Annotated in this window: 21 protein-coding genes and 1 tRNA gene; 9 read left to right on the forward strand and 13 right to left on the reverse strand. The window is 64.0% G+C overall.

The genetic code is table 11. The features are described 5' to 3' along the window. Positions 1-51 precede the first annotated feature (51 nt). From fhuB to OW493_RS04720, 9 genes are all read right to left on the reverse strand, one after another. On the reverse strand, positions 52-2,175 hold the full coding sequence (gene fhuB / locus OW493_RS04680) for a Fe(3+)-hydroxamate ABC transporter permease FhuB (RefSeq protein WP_289863386.1): 2,124 nt from the start codon (positions 2,173-2,175) through the stop codon (positions 52-54). Then, positions 2,162-3,172 carry an ABC transporter substrate-binding protein gene (locus OW493_RS04685; RefSeq protein WP_289863387.1) on the reverse strand — a complete coding sequence of 337 codons (1,011 nt, stop codon included), beginning with the start codon at positions 3,170-3,172 and terminating at the stop codon, positions 2,162-2,164. The genes fhuB and OW493_RS04685 overlap by 14 nt, the downstream gene beginning before the upstream one ends. Then, on the reverse strand, positions 3,169-3,936 hold the full coding sequence (locus OW493_RS04690) for an ATP-binding cassette domain-containing protein (protein ID WP_289863388.1): 768 nt from the start codon (positions 3,934-3,936) through the stop codon (positions 3,169-3,171). The genes OW493_RS04685 and OW493_RS04690 overlap by 4 nt, the downstream gene beginning before the upstream one ends. Before the next feature lie 46 nt (positions 3,937-3,982). Beyond that, positions 3,983-4,582, reverse strand: a complete 600-nt coding sequence (locus tag OW493_RS04695) for a sigma-70 family RNA polymerase sigma factor (RefSeq protein WP_240499599.1) — start codon at positions 4,580-4,582, stop codon at positions 3,983-3,985. A 317-nt stretch (positions 4,583-4,899) separates the two neighbouring features. Then, entirely contained in the window at positions 4,900-7,581 is a 2,682-nt protein-coding gene (locus OW493_RS04700; RefSeq protein ID WP_289863389.1) for a GNAT family N-acetyltransferase, read from the reverse strand. Further along, positions 7,578-9,134 (reverse strand): SidA/IucD/PvdA family monooxygenase, encoded by a 1,557-nt coding sequence (locus OW493_RS04705; RefSeq protein WP_289863390.1) that lies wholly within the window; start codon positions 9,132-9,134, stop codon positions 7,578-7,580. The genes OW493_RS04700 and OW493_RS04705 overlap by 4 nt, the downstream gene beginning before the upstream one ends. Further along, on the reverse strand, positions 9,127-10,815 hold the full coding sequence (locus OW493_RS04710; RefSeq protein ID WP_077379149.1) for an aspartate aminotransferase family protein: 1,689 nt from the start codon (positions 10,813-10,815) through the stop codon (positions 9,127-9,129). The genes OW493_RS04705 and OW493_RS04710 overlap by 8 nt, the downstream gene beginning before the upstream one ends. Positions 10,816-11,176: 361 nt before the next feature. Then, positions 11,177-13,309: a TonB-dependent siderophore receptor gene (locus OW493_RS04715; RefSeq protein WP_136939027.1), complete on the reverse strand. Its 2,133-nt coding sequence runs from the start codon at positions 13,307-13,309 to the stop codon at positions 11,177-11,179. A 316-nt stretch (positions 13,310-13,625) separates the two neighbouring features. After that, a complete protein-coding gene (locus OW493_RS04720; protein WP_136939026.1) occupies positions 13,626-14,267 on the reverse strand; it encodes a hypothetical protein in 642 nt (213 codons plus the stop codon). A gap of 215 nt (positions 14,268-14,482) precedes the next feature. Here OW493_RS04720 and OW493_RS04725 point away from each other — a divergent pair. After that, positions 14,483-14,559 (forward strand) — tRNA-Ile (locus OW493_RS04725). A gap of 341 nt (positions 14,560-14,900) precedes the next feature. On the opposite strand, the gene OW493_RS04730 is transcribed toward OW493_RS04725, so the two are convergent. Further along, positions 14,901-15,458, reverse strand: a complete 558-nt coding sequence (locus OW493_RS04730; RefSeq protein WP_289863391.1) for a PRC-barrel domain-containing protein — start codon at positions 15,456-15,458, stop codon at positions 14,901-14,903. Between the two features lie 587 nt (positions 15,459-16,045). Next, complete coding sequence (locus tag OW493_RS04735; RefSeq protein ID WP_157109499.1) at positions 16,046-16,192, reverse strand: hypothetical protein; 147 nt, start codon at positions 16,190-16,192, stop codon at positions 16,046-16,048. Positions 16,193-16,217: 25 nt separating this feature from the next. Between OW493_RS04735 and OW493_RS04740 the strand changes: the two genes are divergently transcribed. The 3 genes from OW493_RS04740 to OW493_RS04750 all read left to right on the forward strand — a co-directional run bounded on the left by OW493_RS04740 (position 16,218) and on the right by OW493_RS04750 (position 17,859). Continuing rightward, positions 16,218-16,451 (forward strand): hypothetical protein, encoded by a 234-nt coding sequence (locus OW493_RS04740; RefSeq protein WP_065392415.1) that lies wholly within the window; start codon positions 16,218-16,220, stop codon positions 16,449-16,451. Between the two features lie 601 nt (positions 16,452-17,052). Next, the gene (locus OW493_RS04745) at positions 17,053-17,346 is read left to right on the forward strand and encodes a hypothetical protein (protein ID WP_136939025.1); all 294 of its coding nucleotides are present in this window, start codon (positions 17,053-17,055) and stop codon (positions 17,344-17,346) included. Between the two features lie 285 nt (positions 17,347-17,631). Then, entirely contained in the window at positions 17,632-17,859 is a 228-nt protein-coding gene (locus OW493_RS04750; protein WP_077379159.1) for a hypothetical protein, read from the forward strand. 94 nt (positions 17,860-17,953) lie between these two features. On the opposite strand, the gene OW493_RS04755 is transcribed toward OW493_RS04750, so the two are convergent. Continuing rightward, the gene (locus tag OW493_RS04755; RefSeq protein ID WP_240704272.1) at positions 17,954-19,567 is read right to left on the reverse strand and encodes a peptidoglycan DD-metalloendopeptidase family protein; all 1,614 of its coding nucleotides are present in this window, start codon (positions 19,565-19,567) and stop codon (positions 17,954-17,956) included. Between the two features lie 543 nt (positions 19,568-20,110). On the opposite strand from OW493_RS04755, the gene OW493_RS04760 reads away from it, so the two are divergent. Next, positions 20,111-20,998 (forward strand): LysR family transcriptional regulator, encoded by an 888-nt coding sequence (locus tag OW493_RS04760; protein WP_077379163.1) that lies wholly within the window; start codon positions 20,111-20,113, stop codon positions 20,996-20,998. 157 nt (positions 20,999-21,155) lie between these two features. Beyond that, positions 21,156-22,166, forward strand: coding sequence for a glutathione S-transferase family protein (locus OW493_RS04765; protein ID WP_289863392.1), 1,011 nt, complete (start codon positions 21,156-21,158; stop codon positions 22,164-22,166). Between the two features lie 31 nt (positions 22,167-22,197). On the opposite strand, the gene OW493_RS04770 is transcribed toward OW493_RS04765, so the two are convergent. Next, positions 22,198-22,704, reverse strand: coding sequence for a YaiI/YqxD family protein (locus tag OW493_RS04770; protein ID WP_191236568.1), 507 nt, complete (start codon positions 22,702-22,704; stop codon positions 22,198-22,200). 577 nt (positions 22,705-23,281) lie between these two features. On the opposite strand from OW493_RS04770, the gene OW493_RS04775 reads away from it, so the two are divergent. The 3 genes from OW493_RS04775 (at position 23,282) to OW493_RS04785 (ending at position 26,551) form a co-directional block, all read left to right on the forward strand. Next, positions 23,282-24,979, forward strand: coding sequence for a DEAD/DEAH box helicase (locus OW493_RS04775; protein WP_065392493.1), 1,698 nt, complete (start codon positions 23,282-23,284; stop codon positions 24,977-24,979). 178 nt (positions 24,980-25,157) lie between these two features. Beyond that, positions 25,158-25,730, forward strand: coding sequence for a PRC-barrel domain-containing protein (locus OW493_RS04780; RefSeq protein ID WP_289863393.1), 573 nt, complete (start codon positions 25,158-25,160; stop codon positions 25,728-25,730). A 53-nt stretch (positions 25,731-25,783) separates the two neighbouring features. Further along, positions 25,784-26,551: an endonuclease V gene (locus OW493_RS04785; protein WP_289863394.1), complete on the forward strand. Its 768-nt coding sequence runs from the start codon at positions 25,784-25,786 to the stop codon at positions 26,549-26,551. The last annotated feature ends 70 nt before the right edge of the window (positions 26,552-26,621 follow it).

The raw sequence follows: 26,621 nt of genomic DNA on the forward strand, positions 1-26,621 counted from the left end.
TGTCTTCTGGCGTCGTGTCTTCTGGCGGTGAGGCCTCTCATCGAGGGGGCATCAGCCCGACTTGCGCAGGCTCCACAGGAAGTAGCTGCCGCCGATCAGCGAGGCCATCAGGCCGGCGGGGATCTCGTAGGGCGAGAGCAGCTGGCGCCCCAGCCAGTCCGCCAGCACCATCAGCAGCGCCCCACACAGCACCGCGCCGAGCATGTGATCTCGCGCGCGGCTCAGCCCCAGCAGACGCGCCAGATGCGGTGCCAGCAGGCCGACGAAGGACAGCGGGCCGACGATCAGGGTCGCCAGCGCGGTGAGCACCGCCACCGCACCCAGCAGCACCAGACGGGCGCGGGTCACGCCGATGCCCAGCGCACTGGCGCTCGCCGTGCCCAGCGGCAGGATGTCCAGCCAGCGCGCCAGCGGGCGCACCAGCAGCACCGCGACGATCGCCAGCGCGAGCACGCCAACCGCCGCGGAGAGGCCCACGTAGTAGGTGGAGCCGGACAGCCAGGCCAGAATCTGCTGACCGCGCGGGTCCCCATCGGCGAGGATGATGCCGCGCACCGCATCGTAGAGCGCCGTGATCGCCACCCCGCACAGCAGCACGCGTTCGGGGATGAAACCGCTGCGATGATTGAGCGCCACCAGCAGCGCCAGACAGGCCAGTGCCCCGCAGACGCCCGCGCCCAGCAGGGTCAGCTGGCCCGGTTCCGGCACCAGCAGCAGTGTCAGCATCAACGCGATGGCGGTGCCGCCGCTGATGCCGAGAATCTCGGGGCTGGCCATCGGGTTGCTGGTCAGGCGCTGCAACAGCGTCCCGGCGAGGGCCAGCAGCACGCCGGCGCCTGCCGCCGCCAGCACGCGTGGCAGGCGGAAGTCCAGCACGCTGGTCTGGCCTGACAGCAACTGTTGGAGCATGTCACCGCCAAGCGTCCAGCCATCGGCGCCATTGCCGACGAGAAGCGCCAGCAGCAGGGCGATGATGACCCCGGCCAGCAGCCAGCCCAGCAGGCGGTCGGGACGGGGATGACGATGCGTCAGTGACATGCCGTGATGACTGGCGGGGCCTGCTCCCTGCGCCATCTTCAGGCGCGGAATCAGCCACAGCAGCAGCGGCGCGCCGAGGGCCGCCGTCATCGCGCCGGTGGGAATCAGGTTGGGCAGCAGGCCATCGAGACTGGCGACCACCAGGTCCGTCACCGCCAGCAGCAGTGCCCCGAACAGCGGTGCCCACAGCAGGCGCTGACCCAGGCGGCGTGCGCCCATCAGACGCACGCAGGCCGGCGCGGCCAGGCCGATGAAGCCGATGATGCCCAGCACGCTGACCACGCAGGCGCTCAGGAATACCGCCAGCCCCAGGCTCATCAGACGCAGCTTGCGCAGCGAGACGCCCAGGCTTCTGGCATTGGCCTCGTCGAGATCCAGCACCGCCAGCGGGCGCATCAGCACCAGTGCCAGCAGCATGCCCGGCAGCAGACGGGTGATCAGCGTGGTCACGCCGTCCCAGCCGTTCTGCGCCAGCGAGCCTGCGCCCCATACCAGGGTGCCGTGCAGGGCTTCCTGATGGAACAGCAACAGCACCATGCCCAGCGCGCCGATGTAGAGGTTGACCACCAGGCCCGCCAGCACCACCACGGTCGGTGACATGCCGCGTGCCCAGGCCAGCGCGAATACCAGCCCCATGGCGGCCAGGCCACCGGCCAGCGCGACCCATTCTCGGCCGAGCTGGAAGCCGTCACCTCCAAGACCCGTGCCGGCCATCAGCGCCGGGGCGAACAGCGTCGCCAGCATCATCGCCAGACTCGCGCCGCTGGCAACGCCAAGGGTGGTGGGCGCGGCCAGCGGGTTGCGCAGCACCTGCTGCATCAGCACCCCCGCCATGCCCAGCGCAGCCCCGGCCAGCAGCGCGCAGAGCAATCGCGGCCACCAGCTGACATGGGCCACCAGCTGGGCGGAGAGCAGGGCACTGTCTGCCTGGCCGAGACTGGCGGCATTCGTGACATCGGGGGATGACCACAACGCCGTCAGGCCCTGCATCAGGCTCAGGCCGTCACGGTTGAGGGCGAGGCTGCCCAGCACCAGCAGGGCCAGCGTGAGCAGACTGCAGGCTCTGCCGGGAGTGAGTCGAAGGGGACTGGGGGCGGAAGAGGAACGCTCTCTCATGACCTGCTCAGGGGTGGCCATCGGTGATCTCTCCCTCAGGTGCCGGCTCGCCGTCGAGTGCCGTGTCCGTGTGGTCGTTGAACAGATGATCGTCAAGCAGATCCTCGTCAAGCAGATGATCGGCGAGCAGGTCGGCGAAGCGATTGGCCGAGGGCAGGGCGCCGAAGCTCCATACCGGCGGCAGGAACAGCGGCGCCGAGGCAGCGCTGTTCTCACGCACGCCGGGCATGGCCTGCCACAGACCATTGCGCGCCAGGGCCTCGCGTCCGCCGGGTGGCAGGGGCTCCACCACCACCATGCGGCCCTTGAGGGTCACCAGCTTCTCGAGACTGACGGTGGCGAAGCCCCAGGCATTGGTATCGCCTTGCCAGGCATTGTCGATGCCCATGCGCTCGATCACCGCCTGGAACAGGCTGTTGTCACCGAAGATGCGCACATGGCGGTCATCCATGAACTGCACCATCAGCAGGGGGCGCAGCGCCTGGCCAGTGCGAGCGCTCTGCTGGCGCAAGGCGGCAGCGTAGCCGGCCAGTCGGGCCGTGCTCTGGCGAATCAGTTGCTCGGCCTGTGGCTCGCGCTGCGTCAGCTTGCCCAGCTGGCGGGTCGCCGCGACCAGCGTCTGCCAGGTGTCGGCATCCGGGGTATAGATGGCGACACTGGTGACCGGCGCGATGGTCGACAGGCGTGGCGTGAGGCTGGCGAGCATCGGGCTGATCAGGATGTCATCGGGGGCGAGGGCGGCCAGCTGCTCCAGATTCGGTTGGGTGCGCAGGCCGAGATCCCGCGTGCCTTGAGGTAGCGCCGGTTGAGCCACCCAGCTGGCGTAGGTCTCCACCTGGCCCACGCCCATGGCGCGCACCCCGAGTCCGGTCAGGGTCTCGGCCAGGGTCCAGTCCAGCGCCACGACGGGGCGATCGACGAAGCCCGCTGGTGCCTCATGGGCGTCACCCGTCGTGGCGGCGCTGGCGGACCCCGCGGCCAGCAGGCTCAGGCCGATCAGTGCCATCAGCCACTTCATACCGGCACCGCGATCTGCTGCTGGCCATGCGCCGGGGTGATCACCTGCATCTCGACGCCATAGATATCCTTGAGCGTGGCGGGATTCATCATCTCGTCGGGCGCGCCTTCGGCCAGCACCTTGCCACTGTGGAGCGCTACCAGACGGTCGCAATATCGCGCCGCCAGATTGATGTCGTGCAGCACGATGATGATGCCCAGTCCCAGGGTGTGGCTGAGATGTGAGACCAGCTCCATCACCTCGATCTGGTGGGCGATATCCAGCGCCGCCAGCGGTTCATCCAGCAGCAGATAGCGGCTGCCCTGGGCTAGCAGCATCGCCAGCCACACGCGCTGACGCTCGCCGCCGGAGAGCGTATCGACCTGCTGGTCGGCGAAGGCCTCGGTGTGGGTCAGTGCGATGGCGCGCTCGATGGCGGCCTCATCCTCGGCGCCGGGACGCCCCAGCAGGCCGTGCCACGGATAGCGCCCGAAGGCGACCAGCTCTCGTCCGGTCAGCGCTTCGGCGGCCGGCAGGTGCTGGGGGAGATAGGCCACGGCGCGTGCGAATTCACGGTTGCCGAATTCCGAAAGCGCACGCGCATCCAGCGCCAGCCGGCCGCTGGTGGGCTGCATCTGTCGTGCCAGCAACTTGAGCAGCGTCGACTTGCCGGACCCGTTGTGACCGATCAGGCCATGCACCTTGCCCGGCGCGAAATCCAGCGCGGAGGCTTGCAGCAGACAGCGCTGACCGAGGGTGAAGCGCAGTTGGTCGAGAGTGAACATTGAGGCGTCCGTCAGCCGCATTCGAGGCGGTGCTTGAAGGTGGAAATCATGATGAAGACCCGGGGATGTCGCCAGCGCGCGTCCTGTTGTCGGCCCGCTCACCGCGAAAGCAGCCGGCGGCCGTCAGTCGATCCGCACAATGGCGTTGCGCCTGCTGGACATAGCGGCCTGCCATGCGCTCCGAGACCCCCAGACGCTCGCCGATCTCACGCTTGGTCACGCCTTCCAGTCGATACCAGAGGAGTGACTGACGAAGATGGTGGGGCTGCTCGGCGAGCGCCTGCTGGATCACCTGAAGCTTCTGGCGCCGCGCGAGACAGCGCTCGGGGTCCAGGCGTGTCGCCGAGAGACGCTCGTCGTCGTCCTCCATTTCCTCGAAGACCGGGGCGCGCGACTGGTGGCGGTGATGATCGATGATCAGATTGCGTGCGATCCGATACAGCCAGGCGCGCGGATTGCGCGGCGGCTCCCCTGTCATCCTGAGGCGCAGATAGACGTCATGGCACATGTCTTCCGCCAGATCATGCGAGGCCAGCTGACGGGTCAGGAATCCGATCAGCTCCTGGTGATAGCGGGCAAACAGTGCGTCCAGCGACGCCAGCTCATCCTCGGCCACCGCGCTGGTGTCCGTCCGGGCGTCAGCCACCGGGCAGGCAGCCCGTGCCGGCGAATCGCAGGGGGGCCGTTGCGTCTGCAGGTCAGCGCCCTCATCTGAGCGGGCTTCTGTCAGTGCTTGGAATGCGCAGAAGAAAGAGGACATCCACGGCTCGCAATGAGGATTGGCGTGATGGGGCGCTCAATCATATTGGTGTTGCGAATCATTATCAATGTCTGTCTGGCAGGCACGCGTCTGACCGCCTGCGAAGCATTCGGAGGCGGTCAGACGCGCAAGGTGGGACTTGCGCGGAGGGGGCCGGCCTCCCGGATCACGTTCAGCGAGATGATCCGGGAGGCGCGACGCCGTCAGTGGCGGGCGAAGGCGGCGATGGGGTTGTCCAGCTCTCCCTTGAGTTGCAAGGCACCGGAGGGGTCGGTGAGGTCGACCATCTGCTGGTTGTTGCGCAGCTGCAGTCGGTTGAGGCACGACAGCGTGAAGCGTGGCGCGAACAGGTCGTGACGCGCGAACTTGTCGGCCATCTCCGGGTGCGCATCCTGGTAGTCATGGATGCAGGCCGCGACGCGTGACCAGAAGGCGTCTTCCGTCATCACCTGCTCGCGCACCAGCAGCGGTACCGCGAAGCGGAAGATGCAGTCGAAGATATCGGTGAGCAGCGACAGGATGCGGATCGGTTCCGGCACCTCGACCACCAGACGCTCGACGCCTGCTGGCAATTCCAGGGCACGGGTCTCGTCGGTGGCGAACAGCGCGGCCTCTTCGGCGATGTCCTTCATCAGTGCACCACACGGCACGCCATCGCGCAGGCGCATGATCAGGTTCTCGCCGTGGGGCATGAACACCAGATCATGCTTGAAGTAGCAGTGCAGCAGCGGCGTCATGTAGGCCGTCAGCCACTTGTCGATCCACGCTTCGGCGCCGATGCCGGAGCGCTCGATCAGCGCAGGCAGCAGTGCCTTCTCGTCGTTGTCGACGTGCAGCAGCGCGGCCATGGTCATCAGGCGCTCGCCCTCGTCCTTGACGTCTTCCGGGCTCTCGCGCCACAGGCTGGCCAGCATCTTGCGATAGCCGACGGCCGCCGGGTCGGCATCTTCCAGCACGTCATCGCGATAGCCGATGGCGGCGACTTCACGCAGCAGGCGGAAGCCCCATGTCTCGAAGGACGGGTCGGAGTCGATCAGCCCCTGCAGCCACTGGTTGATGGCCGGCGTGGCGCGCATGTAATAGGGCGACAGACCGCGCATGAAGCCCATGTTGAGGATCGACAGCGCGACCTTCACGTAGCGGCGGCCCGGCTGGTTGCGGTTGTAGAGCGTGCGGATCGACTGCTGGGCCTGGTAGCGGTCCTCGCCAAGGCCCAGGCACACGATGCGCTGGCTTGAGATCTCGGCGGCGAAGGTGATCGCCAGCTTGTGATTCCACTGCCACGGGTGCACCGGCATCATCAGGTAATCGGCGGCATCGAGGCCCTTGGCCGTCAGCTGATGCTCCAGGCGGGCCAGTTCGGCGTGACCCAGTTCCTCTTCCAGGAGACGGCGCGGATCGAGACCATCCACGCCGGAGTAATGCGCGTTGTCGCGATGCACGGCGATCCACACCAGCGCGAAGGGCTGTGCGGCCTCCGGCGCGTAGGCGCGATAGTCCAGCGCATCGAAGCCCATGCGGCCATTGTTGGCGACAAAGCACGGGTGACCTTCACTCATCGCCGATTCCAGGGTCTGGAAGGAGGCACCGGCCAGCACGCGGGCGGATTGATTCTCGCGCACGGCGCGCTGCATCTTCCAGGCGCTGGAAGCGAGCGTGGCGCTGACTTCCTCGAGATAGACCGGCAGCAGGCGCGGCGGAATCTCCAGCACGTCGTTGAGCTCCAGAATCAGCTCGCGGGCATCCAGCGGCAGGGCCTCGCCATTGGCATCCAGACGCTGAAGAGAGGCCGCGTCGATCAACCAGTGATCGAGCTGGAAGCGGCGCGCCACGAAGCGATATTCCACCGCACGACGACTGACGGGGGCCTTGTCGCTCGCCGGGGCAGACAGCGACAGGCGGTAATGATGCCAGCCATCCGTGATGCGGGCGTTGGTCTCGTCGGCACACTGCGGGTGGATCAGGCGCTCATGGCTGAATTCGGCCAGCGCCTTGCGCACCAGCAGGCGATTGGCCTGTTGCCAGTCCGGCCCGGTGAGATGCTGACCGGCCGCCGCCGGATTAGCAGTGACGGCGGTATCCAGTCGCGGGCTGCGGCTCGCCAGGGCGGCGCGGAAGTCCTGCGGGGTGCAGAAGCACAGACGCGCGGGCTTGCCGTCGAGATCCAGCGGGCCGTGATCGACGAAGCCGACGGCGGCATTCAGCGGGTGAATGGCGGTATTGCGGCTGTCGGGTTCGACCACCACGCGAGTGACCGGGCGGACTGCCTCACCGGTATCTGCGGCGTGCTCGTCACGGAACTGGCCGGCGAAGATCATCGCCATGATCGATTCGATCACCGCACGCGAGAAGCCGCTGATGGGGGCCTGGTCATCGCTGCGCGGCGCGATGAGGAAGTGAATGCCGAAGTCGCCTGGCTGCACGGCGTAATGCTTGCCGAGCGGGTCGTGTGCCGGGTCATACAGCTCGACCAGAAACGCCGGCTGGTCGTTGTAGAGACCGAGCCAGCCCTGGGCGTGGCGACTGTCTTCCAGGCCCTGATAGAAATCGTGCTTGGTGGTGAGCAGGTCTTCGCTCATGCCCCAGAAGCTGGCGCGCGCGCCACTGGTCCACTCGTCCACCAGCGCCATGTCGGCGGCGAGATCCAGCGGGCGCAGCGCGAATTCCGCTCGCTCCGGCGTGCTGTCATCCTGCGGCTTGCGCAGGCGCGCCTGGGCCTGTTCGAGTTCCACCGAGCGGCGCGTGAAACGTGTGCCGGGTACCGGGCTTAGCAGGTCGAGTGCCGGGGAGGTGTCCAGTGATGTCTCGCCGAAGATCTGCTGGGCCGGGGTCGCGGCGCTGTGGGCGTTGGCACGGGTGGTGGTGATGTCGACGGGCATGTTCATGCGGTGGTCTCCCGGTATTGCGCTGCGCGTGAGGACTCGGTGGGGGCGGTGCTGGACGAGGCGGTCTTTTCGCTGGCTGCACTGGCATGCAGGTCGGTCTCGCCGTAGGCCAGATGGGCGGCGGGCAGAGGCGTGAAGCCGTTGCCGTTGCCCTTTTCAACGCCCGGGGCGCCGAAGCTCTGGAAGGCGATGCGTCGCTCGATGGGATAGACCTCACGCCCGGTGATGGCGCGCAGGATGCAGCTGTTGCGGTAGCAGGCCATGCCCAGGTCCGGGGCGGCCAGCGAGTGGGTATGCAGCTCGGCGTTCTGGACGAAGATCTCGCCGGCAAAGGGCGACTGGTCACCTTCATTGCCTTCGGCGTCTGCGGTGCTCTGCGCGTCGACGGCGTAGAAGCGCCCGACGGCGTAGCGGCCTTCGGCGTCACGACGGATGCGTGATTCGATGCTCTTCAAGAAGGGCGGGGCGACGTAGTGATAGCCGGTGGCCAGTACCACGGCACTGGTCTCGTGGCGCCATGCCTGCTGCTGTTCGCGCTGATAGAGCCCCAGGCTGAAGTCGCCATCGGCGCTCTCGCGAGTCAGCGAGGTCAGCTCGGTATTGGTCATCAGGGTGGTGGGCACCACGCCCTGCAGCTGCTTGGCGTAGAGGGTGTCGTAGATCTCGTTGATCAGTTCGAGATTGATGCCCTTGTAGAGGCCCTTCTGGGTCGCCAGCAGGGTGTTGCGCTGTTCGCGCGGCAGGGCATGGAAGTAGTCGATGTAATCCGGTGACGTCATCTCCAGCGTCAGCTTGCCGTATTCCAGCGGGAAGAAGCGCGGCGAGCGCGTGATCCAGTTGAGCTGGTAGGCGTGCTGGTCGATCTCGCGCAGCAGGTCGAGATAGATCTCGGCGGCGCTCTGACCGGAGCCGATGATGGTGATGGCCGGCTGGGACGTCAGTTCGTCCTTGCGCGCCAGGTAGTGGGCGTTGTGGCACACGCGGCTGCCCGCCACCGGCACCTCGCCGCGTACCGCATCGGCAGCGCCGGGCAGATACGGTTGGGTGCCGGTGCCCAGCACCAGCTTGCGTGCGCGATAGGTGAAGGCCTCGCCGGTGCTGGGGCGAGTGCCGCGCACCACATAGATGTCGCCGACATGCTGGATGTCCTGGACCTCGTGATCGAAACGCAGGCTGGTCAGCTCGCGCGCCGCCCACTGGCAGTACTGGTTGTACTCGCGGCGCAGCAGGAAGAAGTCTTCGCGGATGTAGAAGTTGTAGAGCTTGTCATGCAGCTTCAGGTAATTGAGGAAGCTGAAGTGGCTGGTCGGGTCGGCCAGCGAGACCATGTCCGCCATGAAGGGCGTCTGCATGCTGGCGTCTTCCAGCAGCATGCCCGGGTGCCAGTCGAACTCGGCCTTGCGCTCCAGGAAGACGCCGTTCACGTCCTCCAGCGGCTCGCTCAGACAGGCAAGGCTCAGGTTGAAGGGGCCGATGCCGATGGCGACGAAGTCGAGCACCTCATTGCGCGTTTCAGCTGTGTCGGTGACGTGAGGAGTCGAGGTGTCATGCATGACGGCTTTCCTTTGCTTCTGTGGTGTGGCTGCGACGGCTGGCGGCGGGGGCATCGGCCAGTGCTGCGGCGTGGCTTGCCTGGGCCGTGGTGCTGACGGCGAGATGATGCGCCTTGACCAGCGCCTGACCATGCTGGCGGATCAGCTCGACCACCGCGGCGATGTCGTCGCGGGTGGTGTCCGGGTTGAGCAGCGTGAACTTCAGATACTGACGGCCGGAGACCTTGGTGGCGGCGACGATGGCTTCCCCGCTGCGCGACAGGCGCTTGCGGATCTCGCGATTGAGGGCGTCCCACTGTGCATCGCTGAGGGTGTCTTCGTTGGCGTCATGGAAGCGGAACACCAGGGTGCTGAGCTCCGGGGCCTGGACGACATCGATGTCCGGTGCCGCCGCGAGCAGCTGATGGCCCTCGCGAGTGAGGTCGATCACGCAATCGAGCATGTCGCCGAGGGCATCGGCGCCCATCAGGCGCAGCGTCAGCCACAGCTTGAGCGCATCGAAGCGCCGCGTGGTCTGCAGGCTCTTGTTGACCTGATCCGGTGTGCCCTCGCGGGCCTGGAGTTCCGGGTTGAGGTAGTCGGCGTGATAGGTGACGTGGCGCAGCTGGGTGCGATCACGCACCACGCAGGCGCTGCAGCTGACCGGCTGGAAGAAGGTCTTGTGGTAATCGATGGTGACGGAGTCCGCCATCTCGACGCCCTTGAGCCAGTGACCGTGACGACGCGAGGTGATCAGACCGCCGCCGTAGGCGCCATCGACGTGGAACCAGATGCCACGTGCATGGCATTCACGGCCGATGGCCTGCAGCGGGTCGATGCTGCCGAAGTCGGTGGTACCGGCGGTCCCGACCACGGCCATCGGAATCAGGCCTTCCGCGCGCGCCTTGTCCAGCGCCTCACGCAGGGCTATCGGGTCCATGCGGCGACGCTCATCCACGGCGACGGGGATGACGGCGTTGTGGCCGAGGCCGAGCAGGGCACAGGCCTTCTGCAGGCTGAAATGGCTGATGCCGGAGGCGAAGACGCGCAGGCGCCCGGCTTCCGGCGGCAGGCCGTGGGTCTGGTTGCCGGGGTGGTTGGGCAGCTTCTCGCAGACCGCGTCACGCGCCAGCAGCAGCGCCATCAGGTTGGATTGGGTGCCGCCGCTGGTGAAGATGCCGTCCGCGGTCGGACCCAGGCCCAGACGTTCGGTGGTCCAGTCGATCAGGCGCTGCTCGATCAGGGTGCCGCCGGCGCTCTGATCCCAGGTGTCGAGGGAGGAATTGATCGCGCCGAGCAGGCTTTCCGCCCAGACACCCGGCAGCACGACCGGGCAGTTGAGGTGTGCGATGTAGCGCGGGTGATGGAAATAGACGGCATCCTTCAGGTAGAGCGACTGGAGCTCCTCCAGGCCCGCTTCCAAATTCTCGAGGGGCGTCTCGAGATCCAGCTCGGCAAAGGCCGGGCGCAGGGCTTCCGGGGTGATGCCGCTGAAGGGTTGCTGAACGTTCTCGAGCTGTTCGGCGACCAGACTGCTGATGCGTTGCATGCCGGCCTGCCAGGCATCCATGTTGGCAGGTGAGAACAGGGCGGCGCTGGGCGAGCGGGACAGGGAGCTCGCGGCGGCAGCGGCCTGGGGGGCAGACGCGGGGGATCCTGCAGCCGCGCCATAGGTGGCGGCGGAATCATGAAGGCTGTGCATTACATAACCTTATGCGAATGTTCGCAGATAAAGACTTGGAAGAGACTCGCAGCCAGCCAGGGCAGGTGGCACAGGTGCGAGGACCAGTCAGGACATTCATCAAGTGCCGCGTGATGCGGTCGTTGTTGTTGGTGAAGCTGTTGGCAAAGCGGTTGGCGCGGTCAGTCACGCCTGCCGTGGGCATCGGCAGAGAGTGAGTCGTCACCGAGCGCCCCTGTGTCGGGCAATCTCGATGTCATGTGCGGCACACGCCAGAGGTATCAGATGATGAGTGGTTCAGGGCGATGGTGCCGGCGACATCCTTGCCGCCGGCGGGTCATGCGGGTCGATTCAGAATCGACGGACGGCGGACGTGTCGGAATCAGAAATCATAGGTCAGTGTCGCGGTCACGCTGCGCTCGGCACCGTAGTAGCAGAAGCTGGTGCTGTAGCAGGACGCGATGTATTCCTTGTCGAACAGGTTGCTGACGTTGAGCTGCACGCTGGTGCCGCTCCAGCCGACCTGGCTCAGGTCGTAGCCGACCAGGGCATCGACGAGTGCGTAGTTCGGGACCTTCTCGGTGTTCTCGGAATCCGCCCACATGTCGGCGTAGTAACGCACGCCAAGGCCGGCATTCAGGCCGGTCAGAGGGCCCTCGTTGAAGGCGTAGTCACCCCAGACGCTGACCTGGTGCTTCGGCACCTGATTGGCATCGTTGCCTTCGGTGCCATCTTCCGCCTTGGCATAGGTCACGTCGGTGTAGCTGTAACCGGCCTGCAGCGCGAAGTCGCGGGTCAGCTGGGTGCGGGCTTCCAGCTCCAGGCCCTGGGACTCGATCTCGCCGTAGGACGTGTAGTAGCTGTCTTCCGGGTCCTTGGAGGCGACGTTTTCCTGATTGATGCGGAACAGCGAGACGCTGTACTGATCACGCGTGCCGTTGGGCTGGTACTTCATGCCGACTTCCACCTGCTTGCCGGTGGTCGGGTCGAGCAGGTCGCCATCCTCGTCGGTGTAGGAGTTCGGCGAGAAGGACGTGGAGTAGCTGACGTAGGGCGAGATGCCGTTGTCGAAGCCGTAGATCAGGCCGATACGGCCGCTCATCTCGTTGTCGTTCAGCTCACTGCTGGTGTTGTAGTCGCGATCGGTATTCTTGATGTTGACCCAGTCCTGACGCAGGCCGGCGGCCAGGTTCCAGCGGCCCCAGCTGAGCTGATCCTGCAGGTAGACACCGGTCTGATCCAGTTCACGCTTCTGGTTCTCGGTGGCATAGATGGAGACATCGGCATCGCTGCTGCTGGTGACGTCCAGCGAGCTGGCGGTCCCGTATTCCCAGTCCACGTCATTGGTGCGGGTCTGATAATCGGCACCGAACAGCAGGGTGTGATCGATGTCGCCGGTGGAGAAGCGGGTCTCCAGCTGGTTGTCGACCGTCCAGGCACGCAGGCTTTCCTCGCCACCGGAGTAGTAGCGGGTCAGCTCGGTATCCGAGGCCCAGCCATAGGCGTAGACCTGCTCGAGATCCACGTCGGAACGCAGGTAGCGGAATTTCTGGCGCGCGGTGACATCGTCATTGAAGCGATGCTCGAAGTCATAGCCGAGCATGCGTTCGGTGCGATCGAATTCCTCGTAGTCCTCGTCGCCTTCGTAGAAGTCGTTGCCGAGCTTGATGCCGTCGTGGCTCACCACCGTGCCCTCGTAGGGGAGGCCTGAGTGGTAGCCGCCTTCCGGGTCCTTCTGGAAGTAGCCCATCAGGGTGACGGTGGTGTCGTCGGTGACATCCATGGTGATCTGCGGCGAGAAGGCATAACGCTCTTCGCTGACGGAATCGACCTGGGTGTCTTCGGCGCTGGCAAGGCCGGTCAGGCGATAGGCGATGCGCTTCTCGTCATCCAGCGGGCCGGTGAGATCGAAGGCCGCGCTGCGCTCGTTGTCGTCACCGACGGTGAAGCGCACCTGGCCGGAGTCCTGGAACTCGGGGCGCTTGGACTGCATCGCGACCAGACCGCCCGGCGAGGAGCGGCCGTAGAGGACGGAGGACGGCCCCTTGACGACTTCGATGCTGTCGAGGAAGTAGGGGTCGATGGTCATCGAGCTGTAGGAGCCCGAGTCACCCATCAGCTTCAGACCATCCAGGAAGGTGTTGCTGACACTGCCATCGGAGAAGCCGCGCAGGACCAGATAGTCATAGCGGTTGGAAGCACCGATCTGATTGGTGAACACGCCCGGCGTATAGTCCGCGGCACGCTGCACCGTCTCGGCGGCGCGCTTGTCGATGTCATCACGGGTGATGGTGGAGACAGCCTGGGGAGTTTCCAGGTAACCGGTCTGCGTCTTGGTAGCCGCCGTGGTGGTGACCGTCATGGTATCCAGCTGCTCGTCCTGAGCATCCCGATGGTCGGCCGCCACGGCCTGCCCGGTGAAGGGTAGGCTCAGGGCAATCGCCAGTGCCAGCGGGTGCCGTGGCAGTGAAAGCAATGGGGATTGATGCGGGTGTCGCGTGGCGGAGTCTTTCATGAGTGACGATGTTCCATCCTGAATGATGTTTTTGCGAATGCTTCTTGTTTGTCGTTCTCTCCTGAGGGAAGACGTACAGGGTTGGCATTTCTGAACCATGAATGAGAATTATTTTTGTTATCTGATGTCAGTGGGCCGTGCACGTGGCCTGCCGGGGGCTTCCGGTGGCGCTCAGACATGCAAAGACCGCCCCGAAGGGCGGTCTTTGTCAGAGGGCGGTCTTTGTCAGAGGGCGGTCTTTGTCAGAGGGCGGGCTTTGTCAGAGTGCGGTCCTTGGCAGAGGGGCGCCTCGACGGAGGATGGCGCCGTCGGGGGATCAGCGGTCCTGCATCTCGCCCTGCAGCGTGATGGGAATATCGCCGACCAGATTGCCATAGCCCAGCAGGCCAAGCAGGGTACTGCCGACCTGGTTCTTGGCGACTTCCGCACTGTCCAGCGCCATGGGCTCGGCGTTGGCGAAGCTCAGGCGGTCGGCACTCTCGCGGGTCACGTTCAGGGGCAGGGTATCGCGGTGAGTGCGGTTGCCATCGGTGGCCGTGAAGGGCACCTGCATGCGTGTCGTCCTGCCTGTCTCCAGCGCTGCCAGAGCCACGGGGTCCAGATTCAGTGTCAGGGTGGCGAGACGCATCTGACTGACGCCTGACAGCCACGGCGGCAGCTCGCCGACCTTGTCCAGCAGGTCGGTCTGACCGACGCTGAGCGGAATGCTCATCTTGCCGTCATCACCGACGGTGCCGCTCAACCCACGCAGGTGGTGGACGTGCTCGACATTGCCCTGCGCCTTCTGTTCGGTCAGCGTGGCGGTGGCGCCACTGGCATCCGGGATCAGCTGCCAGGCTGCCTGGCTGGGCACGCTGATGCCGATACCACTCATGGCAACGGCCAGGGCGAGGGCCTTGATAGGGGCGCGAAGGCGCTTGTGGAAGGAAGAGGTCCAGCGAAGAAAGGGAAATGACATGGTGACTCCTGATGGCTGGGCGCTACGAAGGGTGAGCTCTGTGCGGCGCATTGAGGCATTGGACACGCCAGTGGCGCAAGGGTTCGTGACAGGGTGGCAGGCGGGATGGGGCTGATCGGAGGCGGTGACGGCGGCTCGTGTCCAGCGAGGTCTATGTTGTTGAGTTTTCGGGCTTTCCTGACGCTTTGGCTTTCGCTATCATAGCGGCGCTGTCCGGGCCCATAGCTCAGTTGGTTAGAGCACTCGACTCATAATCGATTGGTCGCAGGTTCAAGTCCTGCTGGGCCCACCATCCCGAGGCGCTTTTCTGTAGCGCCTGCCAGGTCGCCATCGGCGGCTTTTTTTGTGCCTGCCCGTTTCGCCAGATCGATGGTTGTCCGCTTTCGGCTCTCCTCCGTGGCTCGTCGCCTTTCGCTGGCGGGGATCTCGGTTGCATGGGCTCGCATCAGCACGTCAGTCGTTCCGGCACGCCTTCGCTCCGCCAGATACCAGAACGCCCCGTGCCAGGTGGCGACGGGGCGTCGGCTCGAACGTCGTAAAGGACTGCTCTGATGTCACTGCCTTGCGGGCGGCGACGAATCCTTCATGTCACTGTCACGAGAATGGCGCGAGACGCTTCGGTGTCAGTGGTGATCACTGAGTCTCGTCTGCCATCTCATCCTGAGCGTCATTGGCGGCACCGCTGATCGCGTTGCCTGCCGAGGTCAGGGCATTGGCGGTTGCCTGACGAGTGTCCTGCCAGGCGCTGGCAGCAGTGTCCTTGGTCTCATCCCAGGCAGCGGCCGCACTCTTGCGAGTGTCCTGCCACCAGTCGGTGGTGTACTGCGGCTGTTCCTTGAGCTGAGCCTCATCCATGTTCACATGAATGCGATATTCGAGATTGTCGATGTCGTCACCCTGACGGGTTTCCAGCGTGAACTTGCCGGTCTCGACCACGTACTGCTGATCATCAAGGCCCAGCACTTCATCACTCTCGACCACCAGCGCGGCGACCTGCATGTTGTCGTCGAGCAGCACATCTTCCACTTCGCCCACGACTTGCTGGTCGTTGTTCTGCAGATAGACGTCAGCATCCATCAGTTCATCAGCGGAGTAGAGTCCCTGCGGATTGGCCATGGCCAGGCCGGAGGTGGTCAGCAGAGTGGTCGCGGTGATCGCACCCAGAATCTGTTTGCGGTTCATCTTGCTCATGCCGTACTCCTTGCGTGTCGATTCTTCATTGCCGTCTGCCCTGATGTAATCCGGCGGCGACTGCGTGGCGTGCTGCAGTGATGGGCCAATCAGGACATGGACGATGTCGGGCTGCCATCTCGTGCAGCCATGCTTCCTAAGATTCAGATGACGCGATCAAGTTTCAAGGGGGGAGTGGAAAAACTTGTACGGTAGTTCATGCGCTCGTCACGAATCAGGTGCACTTTTCGGCCAGCGAGATGCCGGCGTCTGGCGGGGCTACGGCGGTCTGCCGGCAGAACAGGAGGGCAAGGCATGGAGGTGTCCATCAGTGAATATCGACGGCCAACCGCGCTGTCATCCGTGCTGGCGGAGGAGAATGCCGCACTGTACCTGCAGTTTTCATTGCACGATCACTGAATTTGTAGCGAAGTGTTACGGTCGGGGCGTGACGATCGTCAGTGGTGAGATCGACATCTGCAGGGGGATCAACGCTGCGTAATCGCAGTTCAAGAGGGGAAGTTCAGGGTGTACGTTAGCTATACAGATACGTTTTGATACTCAGAAAAACTTGTACAGCAGTTTTCAAGTGTCTAACTTTGAGGGTGTCAGAGCGCAGCGAGGCCAACGATGAACGCCTCGCCAAGAGAGGGAATGGAGATCCGCAGCGTGCTTTTCAAGCCCTCGTCCTTTCCTTGCTCGAGATCTGGCAGGTCACGGTCGAATCTATTGAGGAAGGCCGTGAGAGTTTTCATCAAGGATCCAGCGGAGGGCATCGAGATGAACGCAGTGCGCAAGGTTCCCATGGAGTGTTCACGTTGTGGCAGCAATCGCGTCAATCTGGGAGAAAGCCCGGCAGATGACGACATCGTGAGCTGCGCCGAGTGCGACGAATTTCTCGGGGTGTGGTTCATGCTGCGCGACCGGCTTGAAGCCAGCGCTCGCAAGCGTGCCACCATCGACCCTGCCTTGATGGCCAACCAGGTGATCAAGCAGCTTGATGCACAGGCTTGAGATGTTCTACCCACTGACAGCCAGCAGGTGATGCGGCATTCATCAGTCGTCCAGCATGCTGGTCAGTGAGATGTGAGAGTCAGGCTTCGGCAATCGTCATCCTTTCGGTCAATCGTTCATTGCCGGAGCCCCGAGCAAGTGCCTTGTCAGAGGCGACATGAATTCGTGATACCGCTGGCGACTGTCCAGCGTCCTGGTCGACCCCCTCGGTGAGCGTTGCCTCCCGATTCAGGTCCTGTTCTGCCTGAGAGTGTTTTCCCGGCCATTGGCCGGGATTTTTTTGTGTGTCATCCGACAAGGCAATCAGCGTGTTTCGAGACAGCCTTGATCTGCATCATCCGTGGGAGTGTTATTCGTTTGTAAGATTGTCCTGTCAGGATGAGGCGCGTCTGATGCCCTGTCGCGGATGAGACATGCTGGAGATGCCTCGAGATATCCGGGACATCAGCAAGGAATCTGATATTTCTAACATAAAGTGCAATGGAGTCTGCGGCCTCGTGTCTCCATCATGCGCACGCATGCTGAGCCATGTCTGCATGATCCCCTTATCGAGAGCCTGGTCATGACAACGTCACCTCTTGCGCCGAAAAGGAGTTCGCGCATGTTTTCTACTTCAATCCCGACCAGTAATGGTCCTCGCTGCCCCGAGTGCAATGAATCATTGCATTGGCCAGCCTGTGATCTCCCCGATGAGCACCTGTTGAAATGCCCGAATGGTCATGTCCTGTGTTCCATGGGGGACTTCCGATTGGCAGCGCGTGAGATGGCACTCCAGGAAGAGTTTCGTCTGACGCGAGATGGTGCCCGCTCCCATGCGCAACGACGCCCACTGGAGCACTCCGCGAGAAATCGTCAGGATGCCATCGTCAGCGGTGAACGCATCAGCGCGGCTTGAGAGTTCGCGCATCCTGAGGTCTCCAGCTCATTGCAAAGCCCCCGCCCACGCCGGGGGCTTTGCGTTCCTGGCACACGACGCGAGCGGGAAGGGAGTCGTGTGCAGGAGGCAGGCAGCCGCCTCACGGCTGCTCTTCTCGACCTTCGGTGGCAAGCACGCCATGGGGTTGCAAGCAGGATGCCTGCCCCCATGTCTTTCACAACCGCATGGATCCTGCGCACTTCCCGTTCCCCGGGCTTGCGTCGTGGATGCATGCCTTCCAGAGACTGCACAGGAGGCTGTTACATGTCCGATCTATCCGAGGAACTGCGTATCCCCAAGCCGTGCCCCGACTGTGGTAGCAAGCGGATGCGCGTCTCTCAGGTGCACAATCCGGAAGACAAGGTCTTCTGCGCCTCGTGCGGCACTTACGTCTGCCTGTATGCGGATGTGGCCAGGATGCGCGAGGAGGGGGCGTCCAGTGAAGCCGAAGAGCTGCTGGAGCAGGCCGCCAACAAGGGTATCAAGAAGTAACGACATCACCGGGGTATCCGGAGATGCCATGCCCTGAAACGCAAGAGGCCCTCACGTCGGTGAGGGCCTCTTGCGTTTCAGGGCATGGCGCGAATCAGCTTTCGTCAGAGCCTGTCGGCGTCGATGCCTTGGCGATGGCGCCGGTGTTGTCGGCGGCTTCCAGCTTGGCCAGCATGTTCTGTGACTCACGCTTGAAGGCGGCCAGCGCCTTGCCGGACAGCGACTTGTTGTTCGGCAGCTGGACGCGCATGGCATCGACCTGACGATTGTTGACCATCACCTCATAGTGAAGGTGCGGGCCGGTGGAGCGGCCGGTATTGCCGGACAGGGCGATCTTCTCACCCATCTTCACGCGCTCGCCTTTCTTGACCAGAGGTCTGGAGAGGTGCAGGTAGCGGGTCTTGTAGCCATTGTCCATGCGCAGCACGAGGTAGCGGCCCGCCAGCGGGTGGTTGCCGACCAGTTCGACCACGCCATCAGCCGTGGACAGGACCGGTGTACCGACGCGAACGGCAAAGTCGGTGCCCTTGTGCGGGCTGATGCGACCAGTGACCGGATGGCGACGGCTCAGGTTGAAGGGCGAGCTGATGCGCGCCTTGTGAGCCAGCGGGTAGCGGTTGAAGGCCGGGTCGAGCCCCTTGCCGTCCGGAGTGTAGTAGCGGCCATCGGCGGCATTGCGCACCACGGTCAATGACTTGCGGGTACCCTCGTAGCGGGCGGCCAGAATGCGCGAGTCGGTGCTGGTGCCATCGATCATGTCGGACTCGACCAGCACCTGGAACTTGTCGCCCTTGCGGGTATCGCGACGGAAATCGATCTTCTTGCCCAGTACCTGGGTCAGCTGGGTGACATCCGCCACGCCAAGACCGGTGGCCTCCGCCGAGAGCGAGAAGCTGCCGCTGACGGTACCGGCGAACAGACGCTGGGTCGCTTGAGTGGCCTTCTCTATCTTGGCGACGCTGAAGGAATCCTGCTGAGGGTCACGCTTGACCATGAAGCCGCGACGCGCATCCTTCATGATGCGCAGCGCCAGCAGGTTGCCGTCCTCGTCGAGCTTGTAGTCGAGGCTGTCACCGATACGCCAGTGGGTCAGCACACGCTTGTCCGGCAGCGACTTGATGATGCGGGTGGTCTCGCGATAGCCGAGCCCCAGAGAACGCTCCGCCATCACGGCAAAGGTGTCGCCCGCCTGCACGGTGTAGGTCTGCCATTCCGGGACATAGACTTCCTTGGCTGCCAGTTCGGTCTGCAGCGTCGGGCTCTCGCCCAGCTCGACCGGATCGACGGACAGATCATCGTAGGAGGTCCCGCCGGCCTGCTCATCGGTCGCGGTGGCGATCACCGCCTCGGCCGTCTTCACGGCAGAAGGTGCCAGTGCCACGATCGGGCCGGGCTCAGCTTCACCGGCAGGGTAGTTGGCGTCGGTCAACATCACCGGCATGTCGAAGTCGACATCGATGACCTCACTCGGCGTCAGCGCGGAGAGCGGCACCTCGCCAGCTGCGCTCAGTGCCTGATGCCCCGCATCAAGACTCGCCGTGGCCAGCGGAGCAGGCGTCTGTTGCGCGTGCGCGATGGCAACCGGCAATGCGTTCGTCACCTCCGAGCTGGCATTGGCCAGGTCGATGGCGAGGTGGCGAGAGGCAGGTGAGATCTCTTGAGAGTCCAGAGTTTCAAGAAGCTTGTGAGCGCCCAGCACGGTGACCATTGTGGCAACAGGTAAAAGAAGATACTTGTGCACGCGTGGGAGCGAATGAAGGATTCGCAGCATAGTTGACCGATGATGTGATGAAGTGAACAGAACAGAAGACGACAGATTCGCATCCGAACCTTAACCAAGCTTTTGCGCATTCGATAGGCTGGACACATGTCCAGTATTAGGAATTCAACCCTGTTTTGATCATCAGGGGTCGTGCTAGCGGTGTCTGTTTTATGAGGACAGTCGAAAATCCCGCCATTTTTGCTTAAGAAACGCTGTTCTCACAGTAATATCTGCTTGCTGTTAAATTTTGTAACTTCGTCGAAATATTCTGCAAGTCAGTGCGTACATCACGAGGATAGCGTCCTGTTGTCAGAGGATTGTGACGCAGAGTGGCGAACGTGTTGGCACATGATGCTCTGGCGTCGCAACATGAGATCTCTGAAGGGGGCGAAGATTGTCCAGAGGGACAGTAGGGTGGCGTCGCTCGTGTCGCCCTGTCTCGCCTTTCGTGCGCCCGCGTGGCAACAAGAAATCAGTGGAGAATGTCCGATGTCGTCTCGAGTGACTCTGGCCCAATGGCAGATGCTGGCCGCCGTGGTCGATCATGGCAGTTTTGCCCGAGCCGCCGAGGCCGTGCACAAGAGCCCCTCCACGCTCAATCATGCGGTGCATCGCCTGGAGGCGTTGCTGGGAGTGCCGTTGCTGGAGCCGGTGGGGCGCAACGTGCGCCTGACCGAGGCCGGCGAGATGCTCCTGCGTCGCGCACGCCAGTTGATCGAGAGTGCCAGCGCGCTGGAGGATGTGGCCCAGGCGCTGTCACAAGGCATGGAGAGCGAGATAAGCCTGGCCGTGGACCAGCTGTTTCCCTCGGACCTGCTGGCCCGTGCGTTGGAGGGGTTCTCCGCGGCCTATCCCCAGGTACGGATACAGCTGCACGAAACCACCCTGACGGGTGGCAGTGAGCTCTGGGATGCCGGCCAGGTCGATCTGCTGGTCAGCGCGCTGCCACAGGAAGGGCAGCTTGGTAGCCTGCTGGTGCGGGAAACCTTCGTGGCGGTAGCAGCGCCAAGGCATCCCCTGCATGCGCTGGGACGGCCGCTGGATCTGCGTGATCTCGAACAGCATCGGCAGCTGGTGGTGCGCGACAGCAGTCGCTCGACAGGCATGGATGCCGGCTGGCTGAAGGCAGAGGAGCGCTGGACGGTGAGTCATCTGGCGACGTCCGTCGATCTCGCCGAGCGTGGCCTGGGCTTTGCCTGGCTGCCGCGTTCACGAATCTCGCAGGCGCTGACCCAGGGGGCACTCGTGCCCTTGCCCTTGCTCAACGGCGGCGAGCGTGAGATCGACATTCATCTCTACCTGCCTGATGCCGACAGCGCCGGCCCTGGCGTGCGTGCGATGGTCGAGCAGCTGCATCACAGCGTTCAAGGGGGGTGAAGCACTCCTGAGCCACATGAGAAAGCGGCTGGGGATTGGAAAAGCCTCTGGGCGCTACCACCTGTCAAAGAGGCGTCATTCGTTGCGTGCGGGGACCATGGCTCCTCTGCGATCCCTTGAATGGCTATCCTCACCTTGCATGACAGGACATTTCCTCATGGGCTTACTGGTCGATGGCACCTGGCAGAACCGTGGTTACGATACCGACAGCAATGGCGGGGAATTCAAGCGCGAGAGTGCCAGCCTGCGTGACTGGGTCGTACCCCCCGGTGCGGCCGAGCAGGGCCCTGACGGTCAGTCTGCCGTGCCCGCCGAAGTCGGGCGCTATCATCTCTATGTCTCGCTGGCCTGTCCGTGGGCCCACCGTGCGCTGGTGATGCGTTCTCTCAAGGGACTGACGTCGGTCGTGGGCATGTCCTACACCAGCCCCTATATGCTGGAACATGGCTGGAGCTATCTCGAGGAAGAGGGCTCCAGTGGCGATCCGATCAACGGCGTGCGCTACCACCATCAGCTCTACACCATGACCGACCCGCACTACACCGGCCGTGTCACCGTACCGGCGCTGTGGGATCGCAAGGCGGGGCGCATCGTCAACAACGAATCCGCTGACCTGGTGCGCATCTTCAACGACGCCTTCGATCCGCTGACCGGCAATGACCTGGATTTCTCTCCCGAGGACCTGCGCGGCGAGATCGACGCTCTCAATGCCGAGATCTACGACAAGGTCAACAATGGCGTCTACAAGACCGGTTTTGCCACCAGTCAGCAGGCCTATGAGCGTCACTTCACCGCGCTGTTCGCCTGCCTGGATTCACTGGAACGCCGTCTGGCCGACTCGCGCTATCTGGTCGGTGAGTGGTTGACCGAAGCGGACATCCGCCTCTTCACCACGCTGCTGCGCTTCGATGTCGTCTATCACGGCCACTTCAAGTGCAATCAGCGCCGCATCAGTGACTATCCCAATCTCTCGAATTACCTGCGCGAGCTGTACCAGTGGCCGGGCGTCGCCGAGACCTGCGATCTCGCGCAGATCAAGACCCACTATTACGGCAGTCAGCTGGCGGTGAATCCGACCGGTATCGTGCCCCTCGGCCCGATGCTGGATCTCGAGGCACCGCATGATCGTGAGCGCCTGACAGGGCAGGGCATTCGCCGCCACCACTGAAGCCATCGCTGCCGGGACGAGGCGTTTGGCTTCACGGCCTGGTTCGTCTGGCCTTGGCCAGCCAGCGGTCCAGCGCATTGCCGAAGTCGCGCTGCTCGCGCTGGCCATAGGTGGAGGGGCCGCCGGTGTGTTCGCCGCTGGAACGCATGCTCTCCATGAAATCGCGCATCTGAACCTTGGCGCGGATGTTGTTGGCATCCAGTGTCTCGCCGCGGCTCGTCATCACCAGGGCGCCTTTCTCGATCGCCTCCAGCGCCAGCGGCAGGTCGGACGTGATCACCATGTCGCCGGGCCGGGCGCGCTCGACGATCAACTGGTCCGCCGCATCGGCACCGGCAGGGACGGACAGCGCCTTGACATGCACCGAGCGTGGCAGCGGTACCTGATGATTGGCCACGAACCAGGTGGGGGTCGCGGTCCGCTCCGCGGCGCGGACCAGGATGTCGCGCGCCGCGCGCGGGCAGGCGTCAGCATCGACCCACAGCGTGGTGATGGGCTCGGCGGGTGAGGGGGTGGTGGGGTCTTGCACGTCAGTCATGCCGTCTCCTGTCAGAGGGAATTGGCGAGTGTGGCCTGCGCCGACAGACACCTGGCCTGCGACCAAGGTCAAAAGAAAGGATGCAGAATGCGCGAGGGACTGCTAGAATGCCAGCTCCTCGCATGTAGTGACCCACCATCCTGAGTAGCCGAAGCCGGTGATCGCCTTTCTTGACAGGCCTTCAGACGGTAATTTCGCGCCTCCCGGACCGAGTGGCGTAGCTTGCCCCGAGCCCTCCGTGACCCCTCGATCCTTCGATGTCCGGCCGCCGCGACGCAAGACCCGTCCCAGTCCACAGTGTGCATGATGGAGCGCCCCGAGACTCTCAAGTGGAGAGCCTCTGGTTGCTGTACGGTCGCCGCAGCGTTGTGCCTGATAGCGGAAATGCGTCTGCCATCAGAGCAACCCGGGCCCGTCCATGCCAAGACGTCCAAGCACTCGTACGTTTTTTCTGATGATGCCAGCGCCTCGTGCCTGACGGCATCGCCAGACGGAGCCCTTACGCTTCGTGTCGGTTCAAGCCGACCCATTCTTCAGCTACAAGCTTCACTTGTAGCCATTTAGGTGTGAGATATACATGACCACGACTTCCGTCGTCGATCGCTTCAGCGATCTTGCCCTGCTGCCTGCCGTCCTGACCTCTCTCGAGAAGCTGGGCTACGAAACACCGTCCCCCATCCAGGCCCAGACCATCCCGAGCCTGCTCGATGGCCGTGACATGATCGGTCAGGCCCAGACCGGTACCGGCAAGACTGCGGCCTTCGCTCTGCCGCTGCTGACCCGTCTGGACCTCGACCGCCGCGAGCCGCAGGTTCTCGTGCTGGCTCCGACCCGTGAGCTGGCTCAGCAGGTCGCTGTCAACTTCACTCGTTACGGCCAGTTCATGCGTGGCCTGGAAGTTGCCACCCTGTGTGGTGGTCAGGACTACCGCGAGCAGATGCGCAGCCTGAAGAGCGGCGCCCAGATCGTCGTCGGTACTCCGGGTCGTGTCATCGACCACCTGGATCGCAAGAGCCTGAAGCTCGACGGCCTGTCCGCCCTGGTGCTGGACGAAGCCGACGAGATGCTGCGCATGGGCTTCATCGATGACGTCAAGCGCGTCGTCGCCGATACCCCGAAGGAAGCACAGCGCGTGTTCTTCTCCGCGACGCTTCCGACCGAGATCGAGCGTATCGTCAACCGTTACCTGGTTGACCCGATCAAGGTGGCCATCAAGTCCGAATCCAAGACCGCTTCCACCATCGAGCAGATGATGGTGCGTGTCGAAGGCGGCGCCAAGCTGGAAGCGCTGTCTCGCCTGCTGGAAGTCGAGACCGTCGATGCCGCCATCGTCTTCGTGCGGACTCGTGCCGCCTGTACCACCGTCGTCGAGCAGCTGATGGCTCGCGGTATCTCCGCTGCGGCACTGTCCGGTGATCTGGACCAGTCCCTGCGTGAGCGTACCGTGACGCGTCTGAAGCGTGGCAAGGTCGACGTGCTGGTCGCGACCGACGTCGCCGCTCGTGGTCTGGACGTGGCGCGTATCACCCACGTCTTCAACTACGACCTGCCGGGTGACAGCGAATCCTTCGTGCACCGTACTGGCCGTACCGGTCGTGCCGGTCGTGAAGGTCGCGCCATCACCTTCGTTAGCGGTCGCGAGATGCGCAAGGTTCGCTGGATGGAGCAGGCCCTGGGCCAGCGCATCACCGAACGCCAGCTGCCGAGCGAAGAAGAGATCCGTGCTCACCGTGACGCGGCCTTCCGCGCTCGCGTCGTCGAAGCCCTGGGCAGCAGCTCCAATGGCCACCGCGCCCTGGTGCAGAGCCTGATCGAGGAAGGTCATGATCCGGTCGAGCTGGCCGCGGTCTTCGTCAAGATGGCTCGCGCCGAAGAGACGCCGATCCAGTCCCTGCCGAAGCCGGGTGCGCGTCGCAACGAGCGTCCTGAGCGCGGCGAGCGTCCGGAACGTGGTGAGCGTCGCAGCTCTGCGCCGGTCGCACGTGAAGGCATGAAGCTCTACCGTGTGGCCGTCGGCCATCGTGACGGCGTCAAGCCGGGCCAGCTGGTTGGCGCTCTCGCCAACGAAGGTGGCATCGAAGGTTCGCGCATCGGTCGCATCGACATCCGCAACACGCACAGTGTCGTGGAACTGCCGAGCGGTCTGCCGACCAGCATCGTGTCCAAGATGGCGCGTGCTCGCGTCGCTGGCCGTCCGCTGGAACTGGCAGAAGACGGTGCGGGCGCTCGTCCGCAGCGCCGTGAAGGTGGCAACGACGACCGTCGTCGCGCCTGATCAGGCCTGAGTCTGGCCGGCGCTGAACACAGTGCTGGCCACGGCTTCTGAAAAGACCGGTACCTCTCACGAGGTGCCGGTTTTTTTGTGCCTGGACAAAAGGCGTCACAGGGGCTGGTATCCTGTTCTGGCATAGCGGTGGAGCGTCCACCGTCCATCATTTCCCGAGGATGCCCACATGATCTCTTCACTCGATGCCCTGCACCGTGGCCTGAAGGCCGCGCCCGCCCGCCAGCTGATGCTGTGCGCTCTGCTGGCGACACCCTGGTTGTCGCTCAGCGCGGCCCACGCCGAGTCCGGCACGCCCGCCAGCAGCGCCACGCCGGAGATTCGCGTCCCGCTGGTCTCGCTGGAGGCCCTGCGGCTGTCACCGGTGGTCACGCCGCAGGGCGAGGTGCTGGGTCGGGTCGAGGATGTGCTCAGTGATACGCGTGGCCAGATCCATCGTCTGTTGATCCGTCCGGAAGGCGGTGACAAGGCGGCCAGCATCGACTTCACGCGCTTCACTCGTGAAGCCGTCAGTGATCCGCTCGCCGCCACGGCCCCCGGCGACATCCGCTACCGCCTGGTGCTCGACATGACGCCGGAGCAGCTGGCGGCACGCGCGGATCAACCGCTTTCCAATCGGCTCTCGCGTCAGCTGGAACGCGGCATGGGGGAGGTCGGCAACGGGCTGGACAGCTTCCGCAACCAGGCGGCGGAGGTGCTGCGCTCACTGGGCAAGCAACTTGAAGGTGAGGGCGATCGATAGCATCTGAGAGGGAGAGACCCGCAACCGCCGTGAGGGAATGCATGAGTAAGTGCATGAGTGAGTGGACGACAGCACTGCACGATTGGAATCTCGACCCTGCCGACGCCGTCGCCAAGCAACGCGAAATGGCGACGCGACTGACGCTGACGCCGCCCTGGGGAGCAAGCCCCGAGGACTGGCCGGCGACCATCACGGGGGTCGATATCGGCTTCGAGGATGCAGGCGAGGTGACACGTGCGGCGGTGGTGACGCTGGATCTGGCGACGCTGGAACCCCTCGAGCAGCAGCTGATCCGTCAGCCGACCCGCATGCCCTACATTCCGGGCCTGCTGTCGTTTCGGGAGCTGCCCGCTGCCATCGCCGCCATTGAGGCACTCGAGCGGCCGCCCGAATGCCTGATGGTGGACGGTCACGGCATCGCCCATCCGCGCCGCCTGGGTGTGGCGGCGCATCTTGGCCTGTGGTGTGACCTGCCGTCCTTCGGCGTGGCCAAGAAGCGTCTGTGCGGCAGGCATGGCGAGCCGGGCGATGCGCGTGGTGACTGGGTCGCGTTGACGGATCGCGTACGCGAGGCGGATGCCGAGCTCGGCATCATCGAGGACACCGCGCTGCCCAGACGCGAACAGCGCAGCCGGCTGGGCGCCGTGCTGCGGTCACGCCTCAACGTCAAGCCGGTGTTCGTCTCGCCGGGCCAGCGCATGAATCTGGAGACGGCGCTTTCGATGACCCTGCACTGTCTGGGCAAGACCAAGCTGCCCGAGCCGACCCGACTGGCGGATCAACTCGCCAGCCGGCGTCTCAAGCGGCTCCGTGATGCCTAGCGTCGCGTTACCTGTCTTCGCATTACCTGTCTTCGCGTTATCTGTCTCTGCGTTATCTGTCTTTGCGAGG

Origin of the sequence: Cobetia sp. 14N.309.X.WAT.E.A4 (assembly GCF_030397495.1) — a bacterium.
In the GTDB taxonomy this organism is placed as follows: domain Bacteria; phylum Pseudomonadota; class Gammaproteobacteria; order Pseudomonadales; family Halomonadaceae; genus Cobetia; species Cobetia marina.

Bases quoted from the DNA above. Each gene is read 5' to 3' on its own strand.
- fhuB (WP_289863386.1), bottom strand. From the start codon at position 2,175: ATGGCCACCCCTGAGCAGGTCATGAGAGAGCGTTCCTCTTCCGCCCCC.
- OW493_RS04685 (WP_289863387.1), bottom strand. From the start codon at position 3,172: ATGAAGTGGCTGATGGCACTGATCGGCCTGAGCCTGCTGGCCGCGGGG.
- OW493_RS04690 (WP_289863388.1), bottom strand. From the start codon at position 3,936: ATGTTCACTCTCGACCAACTGCGCTTCACCCTCGGTCAGCGCTGTCTG.
- OW493_RS04700 (WP_289863389.1), bottom strand. From the start codon at position 7,581: ATGAACATGCCCGTCGACATCACCACCACCCGTGCCAACGCCCACAGC.
- OW493_RS04705 (WP_289863390.1), bottom strand. From the start codon at position 9,134: ATGCATGACACCTCGACTCCTCACGTCACCGACACAGCTGAAACGCGC.
- OW493_RS04710 (WP_077379149.1), bottom strand. From the start codon at position 10,815: ATGCACAGCCTTCATGATTCCGCCGCCACCTATGGCGCGGCTGCAGGA.
- OW493_RS04715 (WP_136939027.1), bottom strand. From the start codon at position 13,309: ATGAAAGACTCCGCCACGCGACACCCGCATCAATCCCCATTGCTTTCA.
- OW493_RS04720 (WP_136939026.1), bottom strand. From the start codon at position 14,267: ATGTCATTTCCCTTTCTTCGCTGGACCTCTTCCTTCCACAAGCGCCTT.
- OW493_RS04730 (WP_289863391.1), bottom strand. From the start codon at position 15,458: ATGAGCAAGATGAACCGCAAACAGATTCTGGGTGCGATCACCGCGACC.
- OW493_RS04735 (WP_157109499.1), bottom strand. From the start codon at position 16,192: ATGAAAACTCTCACGGCCTTCCTCAATAGATTCGACCGTGACCTGCCA.
- OW493_RS04740 (WP_065392415.1), top strand. From the start codon at position 16,218: ATGAACGCAGTGCGCAAGGTTCCCATGGAGTGTTCACGTTGTGGCAGC.
- OW493_RS04745 (WP_136939025.1), top strand. From the start codon at position 17,053: ATGTTTTCTACTTCAATCCCGACCAGTAATGGTCCTCGCTGCCCCGAG.
- OW493_RS04750 (WP_077379159.1), top strand. From the start codon at position 17,632: ATGTCCGATCTATCCGAGGAACTGCGTATCCCCAAGCCGTGCCCCGAC.
- OW493_RS04755 (WP_240704272.1), bottom strand. From the start codon at position 19,567: ATGGTCACCGTGCTGGGCGCTCACAAGCTTCTTGAAACTCTGGACTCT.
- OW493_RS04760 (WP_077379163.1), top strand. From the start codon at position 20,111: ATGTCGTCTCGAGTGACTCTGGCCCAATGGCAGATGCTGGCCGCCGTG.
- OW493_RS04765 (WP_289863392.1), top strand. From the start codon at position 21,156: ATGGGCTTACTGGTCGATGGCACCTGGCAGAACCGTGGTTACGATACC.
- OW493_RS04770 (WP_191236568.1), bottom strand. From the start codon at position 22,704: ATGACTGACGTGCAAGACCCCACCACCCCCTCACCCGCCGAGCCCATC.
- OW493_RS04775 (WP_065392493.1), top strand. From the start codon at position 23,282: ATGACCACGACTTCCGTCGTCGATCGCTTCAGCGATCTTGCCCTGCTG.
- OW493_RS04780 (WP_289863393.1), top strand. From the start codon at position 25,158: ATGATCTCTTCACTCGATGCCCTGCACCGTGGCCTGAAGGCCGCGCCC.
- OW493_RS04785 (WP_289863394.1), top strand. From the start codon at position 25,784: ATGAGTGAGTGGACGACAGCACTGCACGATTGGAATCTCGACCCTGCC.